Origin of the sequence: Streptomyces sp. NPDC059906, from assembly GCF_042730645.1 — a bacterium.
In the GTDB taxonomy this organism is placed as follows: Bacteria; Actinomycetota; Actinomycetes; order Streptomycetales; family Streptomycetaceae; genus Streptomyces; species Streptomyces rubrogriseus.
Genome location: NZ_JBHWKU010000047.1, coordinates 46,654 through 57,209, shown reverse-complemented (window position 1 = coordinate 57,209; position 10,556 = coordinate 46,654). Strand labels below are relative to the sequence as shown.

The window sequence follows — 10,556 nt, the reverse complement described above, 5'->3', positions numbered from 1 at the left end:
CGGTATATCCGGGGGCCCGGCAACCCTAGCGTGCCCGGGCCCGCCTTCGTGTGCGCCGCGTCCAGGTGCCCGGGCATTCCGCTTCCGCCCGCCTTCACCCAACCGTGACCTTCGGCGTCGCGGCCCTCCGTGGCCCCGGGGCTGTTCGGCCGGTCGGTCGCGCGGCGCCGACCTGTGGGTTCTCCGGGGTGCCGGACGGCGTTTCCGGAGAGGTGCGCCGGGCCGGCCGCGATACCCGTCCATCAATTCCTGTCCGAATCATTGACGCACCCCTGGGCCCTCCGTACCTTGTGCCAGCAAGCGCTTACTTGAAACGATTCATGAGCGAAAGCAGCGTCGCGGGGAGGCTCGTATGCAGCAGGGCGGGAATGCGGAGCGGCAGGCCGGAAGGCGCACGATCCTCAAGGCGGCGGGGGCCTCGCTGGCCGTCGCCGGACTCGGGGCCACGGCCACCGCGTGCGGCGGCGGCAGCGGCTCCGGGGACGGAACGGTGACGATCCGTTACTCCTGGTGGGGTGCCGAGGACCGGGCCGAGCGCATCAACAAGACCATCGCGCTCTTCGAGAAGAAATATCCGAAGATCAAGGTCAAGACCGACTTCCAGCCGTACACCGACTTCTGGAAGAAGTTCAACACCCAGGCGTCCGGGGGGAATCCACCGGACGTCTTCCAGAATGCCATCGGTTTTCTCCGCAAATACGATGCCAAGAACGTCCTGCTCGATCTGGGCGGACAGGTCGATGCGGGAAACCTCTCCATGGACGGATTCCGCGCGGGCCTGGAGAAGTTCGGCGAGATCGACGGCAAACTCCTCGGCGTGCCCGTCGGTTCCAACTCGATGGCCCTGGTCATCGACAAGCCCGTCTACACCCGGGCCGGTATCAAGCCGGAACAGGGCTGGACGTGGGACGACTTCGACGAGGCGATGACGAAGGTCCGCGACAGGACCGGCCGCGCCGGGGACAGCGGCATGTACGGCGTCATGTACCTCTTCGACCTGTACCTGCGCCAGAACGGCAAGGCCTTCTTCACCGAGGACGGACTCGGCTTCACCGAGGCCGATCTGACCACCTGGTGGACCAAGGCGGAGAAGGGCGTGAAGTCCGGCCTGTACGCCGACCCCAAGAAGGTCGCCCAGATCAAGCCCAAGTCGGCCCTGTCCGCGGAACTCGCCGGCAGTGAGTTCACCTGGGACAACTTCACCGTCCGCTACACCTCCGAGGGCAAGAGCGAGTACGGACTCGCGCCGATCCCCACCACGGACGGCAAGCGGACCGGCCAGTACCTCGGCTCCCTGATGCTCAGCGCCTACAAGCGCACCGAGCACCCCAAGGAGGTCGCCCAGTTCATCGACTTCATGGTCCACGACCCCGAGGTCGCCAAGATCATGGGCTACGACCGGGGCGTGCCCACCACGCAGGCCCAGTACGACGCCTACCGGCCGACCGACCCGGTCAACAAGGCCATCGCCGCCTACGAGGAGTCGCTCGTCGAGGCCGGCGTCCTGGAGCAGATCACCCCGCACCCCAACGGGGCCGACATCTGCGAGGCCGCGTTCCTGCGCATCGCCGAGGAGATGGCGCTCGGCTCGCGGTCCGTCGAAGAGGCCGTCGAGCAGTTCTTCACCGAGTCGAAGACGGCTCTCGCCGGCTGATGGGAAGCGCCGTGACACACGCCCCCGTGCTGGAGGGCCGGGCGGACCCCGAGCCGCGGCACGGCCCGGTGAAGTCCCCGCGCCCCGCCGAGCTGAAGCGGCGGGGCCGCCGGGAGAACCTGGCCGGATACCTCTTCATGTCCCCGTGGATCGCCGGGTTCCTGCTGCTGACGGCCGGCCCGATGGCCGCCTCGCTCTACTTCGCCTTCACCGACTACAACCTGTTCGACGCCCCCAGATGGATCGGCCTGGACAACTTCTCCGAGATGTTCGGCGACCCGCGCTGGCGCCACTCGGTCAGGATCACGCTCTGGTACGTCGTCGTCGGCACGCCGGTCAAGCTGATCGCGGCGCTCGGCGTCGCGCTGCTGCTGGCCCAGAAGCGGCGCGGACAGGCCTTCTACCGGGCCGCCTTCTACGCCCCGTCACTGATCGGCGCGAGCGTGTCCGTCGCCATCGTGTGGAAGGCGATCTTCTCGGACGACGCGGTCGTCGACCGTACCCAGCAGCTCTTCGGGATCGACGCCGGCGGCTGGACCGGCGACCCGGAACTGATCATCTACAGCCTGGTGGCACTCACCGTCTGGCAGTTCGGCGCCCCGATGGTCATCTTCCTGGCCGGTCTGAAGCAGGTCCCGCGCGAGCTGTACGAAGCGGCCGACGTGGACGGCGCGGGAAAGCTCCGGCAGTTCTGGAACATCACCCTGCCGATGATCTCCCCGGTCCTCTTCTTCAACGTCCTGCTGGAGACCATCCACTCCTTCCAGATCTTCAGCTCGGCCTACATCGTCGGCGGCGGCGCCGGAGGCAACGCCTGCGGACCGGCCGACGGCACGATGGTCTACACCTGCTACCTGTACGTCCAGGGCTTCGAGAACAGCCGCATGGGCCTGGCCTCCGCCATGGCGTGGATGCTGCTCGTCGCGGTCGCCCTGGTCACCGCGGTGCTGTTCTGGTCCCAGAAGCGCTGGGTGCACTACGAGGAGGGCGGCCGATGAGCGCTCAGGCCACCGACGTCACCACGCAGGCCACCGACGTCACGCCGTCCCCGTCCAGGAAGATCCCGTCCACCAGGGCGGCCGCGCTCCGGCGCAGGCTTCCCGGATCACTCGCCTGGCACCTCGGGTCGCTGGCGATCCTCGCCGTGATCCTCTACCCGGTGCTCTGGGTGATCGGCGGCTCCTTCAAGGAGAGCGGTGACATCGTCGGCAGCCTGGACCTCTTCCCGGGCGACCCGATCACGGACAACTACACGAGCCTCGCCGACGGCATCGCGGACATCTCGATCTCCACGTTCTTCGTCAACTCGCTCTTCCTCGCCGTCGGTTCCGTGATCGGCATCGTGGTGTCCTGCTCGCTGACGGCCTACGCCTTCGCGAAGATCAGGTTCGCCGGCCGCAACCTGCTGTTCACGCTGATGATCGGCACCCTGCTGCTGCCCTACCACGTGCTGCTGATCCCGCAGTACGTGCTCTTCCGCAACCTGGACATGATCAACACGTACACCCCGCTGCTGCTGGGGAAGTACCTGGCCACCGAGGCGTTCTTCGTCTTCCTGATGGTGCAGTTCATGCGCAACCTGCCCAGGGAACTGGACGAGGCGGCCCGCCTCGACGGCTGCGGGCACCTGCGGATCTACTGGTCGATCGTGCTTCCGCTGTGCCGGCCTGCGCTGATCACCAGCGCGATCTTCACCTTCATCAACTCCTGGAACGACTTCATGGGCCCGCTGATCTACCTCAACGAGCCCGGCAAGTACACGATCTCCCTCGGCCTGAAGATGTTCGTGGACCAGGAGGGCCTGGCGAACTACGGCGGCATGATCGCCATGTCGCTGGTCGCGCTGCTGCCGGTCCTCGCCTTCTTCCTGGCCTTCCAGCGCTATCTGATCGACGGCATGGCGACGTCCGGCCTGAAGGGCTGAGGTGGGATTCCGATGACCGAAGCGCGCGCCAAGGCCCGTCCGGAGCCGGGGGAGTCCCGGTTCGCCCAGGGCTTCGCCCTGTTCGCCGAGTGCCTGCTCACCGGCGTGTGGATCGCGGTGGCGGCGCTGGGGCTGGTCACCTACCCCGCCGCGTTCGCGGCCGGCGCGCGGCACCTCGGGCGCCGGCTGGCCCACGAGCGGGGCGGGTGGCGGGAGTTCGCGGCCGACTTCCGGGCGGCGGTGCGCCACGGGTGGCTCGTCGGGGTCGCCGGCTGGGCCGCCCTCGCGGTGGTGTGGATCGACGTACGGGCCGTACGGGAGGGTCTGCCGGGCGGCCCACTGGTCGGCGCCCTCGGCGTCCTCGCCCTGATCGGCGCGGCCGTCGCGGGACTGCGCGCGGCGGCAAACTGGCGCCCCGGCGCCTCCTGGCGGTCGCTGCTCGCGTCGGCGGGCCGGCGCACCGTGCTCGACCCCGCCGGTTCCTTCCTCCTCGTCGGCGGGCTGGCCGTAGTGGTCTGCTCCGGCTGGTTCAGCGCGCCGCTGGCCGTCGCCGTCCTGGGCGCCGTCGCCGCGGCGGCCGTGGCGGTGGAGGAGCGCTACCGGCGCCGTTGACCCGGCGCCTTCGCCCCGGGGTGGTCCCGTGCCGCGGTGGCCACCCCTGCGTACCGAGGCCGGTGTCTTCGAGCCGTACCTCGATCTGTCATGCCCTTGACACCCCTGTACGCCCGCACGGAAAGGAAAGGCAATGTCCCCCATCCCCCGCAGGTCCCTCCTCAAGGCGGCCGCCGTCGCCGGCGCCGCCGCCCAGTTCAGCTGGGCACTGGGCACGAAGAACGCACAGGCCGCGCCCGCCACCGCCCCGGTCGCCGACGACAGCCCCGTCACCCTGACCTGGCTGGAGGACGGCGGCCTCGGCGCCGCCCCCGGCTCCACCGTCGGCGTCCCCTGGCCCAGGGGCACCTTCCGGGAGGACCAGTCGTTCGCCGTCACGGACGCCGACGGCAACGCCGTACCCGTACAGACCTGGCCGCTCGCCCACTGGCCCGACGGCTCCCTCAAGTGGACCGCCCACGCCGTCGCCTCGGGCAACGGAAAGCTCACCCTCGCCGCCGGCACCCCGGCCGCTCCCGCCAAGAAGGTCGCCGTCGCCCGGCACGGCGGCACCATCGACATATCGACCGGCGTCATCACCGCGAGAATCGGCACGTCCGGATCGGCGCTGATCAAGTCGGTCACCCGGGGCTCCACCGAGATCGCGAAGAACGGCCGCCTCGTCCTGCTGCGCCAGGGCGAGATCGAGGACGGCGACCAGGGCACGGTCAAGTACGAGCGCTTCGACGGCACGATCGACGACGTGAAGGTCGAACAGGAAGGCCCCGTCCGCGCCGTCGTCCGCATCGACGGCAAGCACCGCAAGGGCCACCGCGGCCGGCTCCCCTTCTCCATCCGCCTCTACTTCCACGCGGGCGCCGACTCCTTCCGCATGGTGCACACCATCACCTTCGACGGGGAGCAGGACCCCGGCAGGGCGAGCGGCGACTTCGTCCGCGGCCTCGGCGTCCGCTTCACCGTCCCGATGCGCGACGCCTCCTACGACCGCCACATCCGCATCGGCGGCGAGGGCACCGGACTGCTCCGCGAGGCCGTCAAGGGCATCACCGGCCTGCGCCGCGACCCGGGGGCCGCCGTCCAGGCGGCGCAGTTCGCCGGGGAGAGGCTGCCCGACCCCGCCACCTGGGACCAGCGGGTCACCACCCGCCTGAAGTACATCCCCGAGTGGGGCGACTACACCCTCTCCCAGCTGTCCGCCGACGGCTTCACCCTGCGCAAGCGCACCAAGAAGGGCCACGGCTGGATCGGCGCGGGCGGCGGCCGGCGCGCCTCCGGCTTCGGCTACGTCGGCGGCGCGAGCGGCGGCCTCTCCTTCGGCCTTCGCGACTTCTGGGAGAAGTACCCCGCCCAACTCGACATCCGCGACGCCCAGAGGGACGAGGCCGAGGTCACCCTCTGGCTCTGGTCACCCGAGGCCCAGCCCATGGACCTGCGCTTCTACCACGACGGCATGGGCCAGGACACGTTCCCCGAGCAGCTCGAAGGCCTCAACATCACCTACGAGGACTACGAGCCGGAGTTCGGCACCCCCTATGGCATCGCCCGCACCTCGGAACTCCTCTTCTGGGCCAACGACGCCACCCCGAGCGCCGAGCGGCTCGCCGAACAGGTCGAGGCGGTGCGCGTACTGCCGCAACTGGCCGCCCCGCCCAAGCAGCTCATCAAGGCCGGCGTCTTCGGCCCCGGCCTCTACTCCCGGCCCGACCGCTCCACCCCCGCCAAGGCGAAGATCGAGGACCACCTCGACTTCCTCTTCACCTACTACAAGGACCAGGTGGAGCAACGCCGTTGGTACGGCTTCTGGGACTACGGCGACATCATGCACACCTACGACGCCGCCCGGCACACCTGGCGGTACGACATCGGCGGCTACGCCTGGGACAACTCCGAACTCTCCCCGGACCTCTGGCTCTGGTACGCCTACCTGCGCTCCGGCCGCGCCGACATCTTCCGCTTCGCCGAGGCCATGACCCGGCACACCGGCGAGGTCGACGTCTACCACCTCGGCAAGTGGGCCGGCCTCGGCACCCGGCACGGCGTCCAGCACTACGCCGACAGCGCCAAGCAGCAGCGCATCGCCAACACCACCTACCGGCGCTTCTACTACTTCCTCACCGCCGACGAACGCGTCGGTGATCTCATGCACGCGAACGTCGACTCCGACGAGACCTTCCTCGCCCTCGACCCGCTCCGCAAGATCCGCACCGAGCCCTACACCCCCGACCGCAACGCCCTCTCGGTCGGCTTCGGCACCGACTGGAGCGGCCTGGTCTCGGCCTGGCTCACCGAGTGGGAACGCAAGGGCCCCAAGTGGGAGAAGGCCAGGGACCGCGTCCTGTCCACCATGGAGACCATCGCCGCCCAGCCCAACGGCTTCGTCCAGGGCAGCGGCCTGTACGACCTGGACACCGGGAAGTTCGCCGTCGCCGACACCCCGAGGGTCGAGGTCTCCCACCTGTCCGCCGTCTTCGGCCTGAACGAACTGTGCGCCGAACTGATCGACCTCGTCGACATGCCGAAGTTCGAGGAGGCGTACTACGACTACTGCCGCTACTTCAACGCGAGCAAGACCGAACAGGCCGAGCGCTACGGCACCGACTTCGGCAGCCTCATCCTCTTCCAGGGCCACTCCCGCCTCGACGCGTACGCGGCCGTACGCACCGGCGACGACAAACTCGCCACCCGAGCCTGGCAGAAGTTCTACGACTCCGACGGCTACAAGGAGTCGGCACCCTGGACGACGGAGAAACTGAGCGGCCCCGTCGCCCTGGTCCCGGGCAGCGAGGCGAACTGGGTGTCCACCAACGACACCGCGCTCTACGGCCTGGCCGCCATCGAGAACCTCGCACTCCTGGGGGACAGGATGCCGTAGCGGGCCCGTACGGGGCGCGGGCGCGGGCACACTGCACGGGTGGACTGGAACCATTACCGCTTCCGCAGCCGGTGGCCGCTGCCCGCGCCCGCCCCGGACGTCTTCCGGGCCCTGGAACGCATCGAGGACTACCCCCGCTGGTGGCCGCAGGTCCGCGAGGTCACCCGGCTCGACGACACCAGCGGCCTCCTCCGGTTCCGCTCCCTGCTCCCGTACGACCTCACCGCGACCGTGCGGGAGCAGCGCCGGGACCCGGCCGCAGGGGTGCTGGAGGTCGCGATGAGCGGCGACATGGAGGGCTGGGCCCGCTGGACGGTCGCCCCGCGCGGCTCCGCCGCCCTCGTCCGCTACGACCAGGAGGTCGTCGTCCGCAAGCCGCTGCTGCGCCGCCTCGCCGTACCGGGACGGCCCCTGTTCCGGGCCAACCACCGCCTCATGATGCGGGCGGGGCGACGGGGCCTCGCGGCGCACCTGGCAGGCGGCCGGCAAGCGGTTTGATGGAATCGCCGGGCGCCCTGTATTGTTCGGTGCGTTCCCGGGCGATTAGCTCAGTGGGAGAGCGCTTCGTTCACACCGAAGAGGTCACTGGTTCGAACCCAGTATCGCCCACCCGGGAAGAGCCGGTCCGTCACACGACGGACCGGCTTCTTCGTGTTCCGGCGTTCACGCGGGCCGGGGACGAGGGGTCACGCCGCCGCCGGCAGGTCCGGGCGCAGGGGCCAGGCCGGGTCCACCGCTTCCTCGGTGCCGTTGAGCGCGAACCACGCCTGCAGCCCACGTGCCTGACCGGCGTGCCACACCGCCTGGAGGGTGTGCAGCTCGGCGGGGGAGAGGCGCTCGAGGCGCGCCTGGAAACGGCGGCCCACCGCCCGCACGACCTCCAGCGCCGCCTGGGCGTCGGCCGCCGCGTCGTGCGCGCCCTCCAGCTCCACGCCGTAGTGCGCGCACAGGTCGGTGAGCGTACGGCGGCCCTTGCGGTAGCGGTCCAGGTGCTTGTCCAGCACGTGCGGGTCCAGCACGTGCAGTGGCGTCCGCTCCAGCCAGCGGCCCAGCGACGAGGCACGGTGCCGGCGCAACTCCCGGTCCAGCAGCGTCAGGTCGAACGGCGCGTTCATCACCACCAGCGGACGTCCCGCGCGGGCCTGCTCGGTCAGCGCCTCCGCCATCTCGTACATCACCGGCGCCGGCCACCGCCCGTGGCGCTGCACGTACTCCTCCGTCAGCCCGTGCACCGCCGTCGCCGACTCGGGCACCGGCACGCCCGGGTTCACCAGCCACCGGGTCACCCGCGGGCGCAGCCCCGGCGCGTCCTGGACGACGAGGGCGGCCGACACGATCCGGTCGGTCTCGGTGTCCACACCCGTCGTCTCCGTGTCGAAGGCGGCCAACGGCCCCTCGAACCAGCTCGTCATAGGGCACTCAACTCCTCGTTGGAGCACGGCAGCCGACGCGCCGTCCCTTGTCCCGGTTCGGTGATACCCGGGCTGTTTGCGACGTACGCCGGAAGGACACAACAGGAGTACGGGTCTTTGCAGTTCACGGGCCCGCAGCGGGGACTCACCAGTTCTGGAAGGCTGTTGGTCATGGCCATTGCGCAGCCCGAACGGGGCGGGCTGCTGCCGGAGCACACCACGCCCTCACGCGGCTCTCTCGCCACCACCGCCTGCATGGAGACCTTGCAGGTCGGATACCTCCACGCGGTCGCCGCCGCGGCGGGCTGCTCGCTCTCCCAGCCCTTCCCGGACAACGGCATCGACTGGCACGTCAGCCACAGCGCCCCGGGCCACACCGTCGACGACGAGGTCACCATCAAGGTGCAGCTCAAGGCCACCTACCAGATCGCCCCCGGGCCCCCCGGCCGCTCCTTCTCCTTCACCCTCGACAACGACCACCTGGCGAAGCTCGCCCGCACCCCGGTGTCGGTGCACAAGATCCTCGTCGTGATGATCGTCCCCCGGTCCCGGGACCAGTGGCTGCGCGCCGGACACGACCGGCTCGACCTCAGGCACTGCTGCTACTGGACGAACCTCGCCGGACACCCCGTCACGGGCCGGCAGCGCACCACCGTGCGGATACCGACCGCGCGGATCTTCGACGACCGGGCGCTGTGCGAGATCATGACGCGGGTCGGGACGGGAGGGAAACCATGACGCACCGCCCGACCGGCGGCGGCTCCCCGCGGCCCGTCGAGCCGCTGCGGCCCGTACGGCCGCACCCGGCCGACGCCCTCGACGACCGCCCCCGCGACGGCACCCCGCCCGAGCCCGGCACCGTCGACCCCGCCGTGCTGACCGCCCTGCTCCACCGGCACGGCTGGCGACGGCGCGGCGGTGCCCCCGGCCGCTACGGCCGCTGGACCCCGCCCGGCCCGGCCGCGGGTGTCACCAGCCTCCTGGTGCCCGTCAGCCGCGCCTTCCCCGACAGCGACGACCTGCTCGGCGAGGCGCTGCTCGCCCTGTCCCGCAGCGGCACGCCCGCCGCCCGCGAGATCCTGCTCTCCCTCGCCGTCCCCAGCGACGAGATCCGCTGGGAACGCGACATGCCGACGGGGCCCGGCTCCACGGCGACCTGGACGGCGGAGGAACGGCTGCGCTCCGCCGCCCGACGCATGCTGCTCGCCGGGGCGCTCGCCACCCGCGCGCGTGCCGGCTACTACGGCGCCCGGCACCGGCGCGCCGCCGAGACCGCCCTGGAGAACGTCCTGGTGGGCCCCGCCCCCGACGGCCGCCACCTCGCGGCGTTCCTGCCGGTCGGCACCGGCCGCCCCCTGGCCGTACGCCTGCACCAGGCGCTGTACGCAGCCCGCGAGGCCGTCGACTACCGGCGGGCGACCGGTGGCGCGGAGGCCTTCGACTCGGCCGTCGCGGCGGGGGTCAGTCACGAGCTGACCGAGTCCCTGGTCGCCCTGGTCCGGGGGACCGAGGGCGCCCGGATAGCCGTCGGCTGGGCGCCTGCCGCGGGCGTGCCCGAGGGCTGCGGCACCCTCACCGAACCCGTCGAGTTCTCGCCGGGCGACCTGCCCGCCCTGCGCGAGGCCGCCGCCCGCTACCTGCGCGCGGAGCCCTCCGTGCCGGTGCGGATCACCGGCACCGTCGTCCGTATGCGCCGGCCCGGACCCCGCGGCCCGGGCACCGTACGGCTGCGGGTGCTGGCCGGGGCCGAGGTGCCGCACGTGCGCGTCGCACTGGACGAGGAGGCCTACCGGATCGCCGGGCACGCCCACCTCGTCGGGCTGCCGGTGCGGATGCTGGGGCGGCTGGAGAGCCGGGGCGGGTTCCGCCGGCTCACCGGCGCGTGCGAGATCACGCCCGTCCAGGTCGACGACGCGGAGCGGGACCGGCTGCTGAAGGCCGTCCAGGAGCACGTCGAGGTCGCGGCCTTCTTCGAGGAGGCCTGCGGCGACGGAGGGGACGGCGGGGACTGATTTCGCGGTGGGCGGGCCAGGGTCGGTACGATCGCCCTCATGCGCGCGCTCCGGTATGGCGCCGCGGCCC

The 10,556-nt window shown here is 71.0% G+C and carries 9 protein-coding genes and 1 tRNA gene; 9 read left to right on the top strand and 1 reads right to left on the bottom strand.

All coding sequences use genetic code 11. The annotated features are described in order from the left end of the window. The first annotated feature begins 352 nt into the window (after positions 1–352). The 7 genes from ACFV9J_RS38100 (at position 353) to ACFV9J_RS38070 (ending at position 7,671) form a co-directional block, all read left to right on the top strand. Positions 353–1,654, top strand: coding sequence for an ABC transporter substrate-binding protein (locus ACFV9J_RS38100; RefSeq protein ID WP_385362428.1), 1,302 nt, complete (start codon positions 353–355; stop codon positions 1,652–1,654). After that, on the top strand, positions 1,654–2,652 hold the full coding sequence (locus ACFV9J_RS38095; protein ID WP_385362426.1) for a carbohydrate ABC transporter permease: 999 nt from the start codon (positions 1,654–1,656) through the stop codon (positions 2,650–2,652). Before ACFV9J_RS38100 ends, ACFV9J_RS38095 begins: the two co-directional genes overlap by 1 nt. Beyond that, a complete protein-coding gene (locus tag ACFV9J_RS38090) occupies positions 2,649–3,578 on the top strand; it encodes a carbohydrate ABC transporter permease (RefSeq protein WP_385362424.1) in 930 nt (309 codons plus the stop codon). The genes ACFV9J_RS38095 and ACFV9J_RS38090 overlap by 4 nt, the downstream gene beginning before the upstream one ends. A 12-nt stretch (positions 3,579–3,590) precedes the next feature. Next, a complete protein-coding gene (locus tag ACFV9J_RS38085; RefSeq protein ID WP_385362422.1) occupies positions 3,591–4,190 on the top strand; it encodes a hypothetical protein in 600 nt (199 codons plus the stop codon). A 133-nt stretch (positions 4,191–4,323) separates the two neighbouring features. Further along, positions 4,324–7,062 carry a Tat pathway signal sequence domain protein gene (locus ACFV9J_RS38080; RefSeq protein WP_385362420.1) on the top strand — a complete coding sequence of 913 codons (2,739 nt, stop codon included), beginning with the start codon at positions 4,324–4,326 and terminating at the stop codon, positions 7,060–7,062. Between the two features lie 39 nt (positions 7,063–7,101). Beyond that, a complete protein-coding gene (locus ACFV9J_RS38075) occupies positions 7,102–7,560 on the top strand; it encodes an SRPBCC family protein (protein WP_385362419.1) in 459 nt (152 codons plus the stop codon). Positions 7,561–7,599: 39 nt separating this feature from the next. Further along, positions 7,600–7,671: transfer RNA gene (locus ACFV9J_RS38070), tRNA-Val, on the top strand. A gap of 77 nt (positions 7,672–7,748) precedes the next feature. Here the strand turns inward: ACFV9J_RS38070 and ACFV9J_RS38065 are convergent. After that, entirely contained in the window at positions 7,749–8,474 is a 726-nt protein-coding gene (locus ACFV9J_RS38065) for a 3'-5' exonuclease (RefSeq protein ID WP_385362417.1), read from the bottom strand. Between the two features lie 171 nt (positions 8,475–8,645). Here ACFV9J_RS38065 and ACFV9J_RS38060 point away from each other — a divergent pair, with 171 nt between their 5' ends. Together ACFV9J_RS38060 and ACFV9J_RS38055 are read left to right on the top strand one after the other, a co-directional pair. Continuing rightward, positions 8,646–9,212, top strand: coding sequence for a DUF4365 domain-containing protein (locus tag ACFV9J_RS38060; RefSeq protein ID WP_385362415.1), 567 nt, complete (start codon positions 8,646–8,648; stop codon positions 9,210–9,212). Beyond that, positions 9,209–10,486 carry a hypothetical protein gene (locus ACFV9J_RS38055; protein WP_385362413.1) on the top strand — a complete coding sequence of 426 codons (1,278 nt, stop codon included), beginning with the start codon at positions 9,209–9,211 and terminating at the stop codon, positions 10,484–10,486. Before ACFV9J_RS38060 ends, ACFV9J_RS38055 begins: the two co-directional genes overlap by 4 nt. Positions 10,487–10,556: the final 70 nt, after the last annotated feature.

Bases quoted from the DNA above. Each gene is read 5' to 3' on its own strand.
- ACFV9J_RS38065 (WP_385362417.1), bottom strand. From the start codon at position 8,474: ATGACGAGCTGGTTCGAGGGGCCGTTGGCCGCCTTCGACACGGAGACG.
- ACFV9J_RS38095 (WP_385362426.1), top strand. From the start codon at position 1,654: ATGGGAAGCGCCGTGACACACGCCCCCGTGCTGGAGGGCCGGGCGGAC.
- ACFV9J_RS38060 (WP_385362415.1), top strand. From the start codon at position 8,646: ATGGCCATTGCGCAGCCCGAACGGGGCGGGCTGCTGCCGGAGCACACC.
- ACFV9J_RS38090 (WP_385362424.1), top strand. From the start codon at position 2,649: ATGAGCGCTCAGGCCACCGACGTCACCACGCAGGCCACCGACGTCACG.
- ACFV9J_RS38085 (WP_385362422.1), top strand. From the start codon at position 3,591: ATGACCGAAGCGCGCGCCAAGGCCCGTCCGGAGCCGGGGGAGTCCCGG.
- ACFV9J_RS38080 (WP_385362420.1), top strand. From the start codon at position 4,324: ATGTCCCCCATCCCCCGCAGGTCCCTCCTCAAGGCGGCCGCCGTCGCC.
- ACFV9J_RS38100 (WP_385362428.1), top strand. From the start codon at position 353: ATGCAGCAGGGCGGGAATGCGGAGCGGCAGGCCGGAAGGCGCACGATC.
- ACFV9J_RS38055 (WP_385362413.1), top strand. From the start codon at position 9,209: ATGACGCACCGCCCGACCGGCGGCGGCTCCCCGCGGCCCGTCGAGCCG.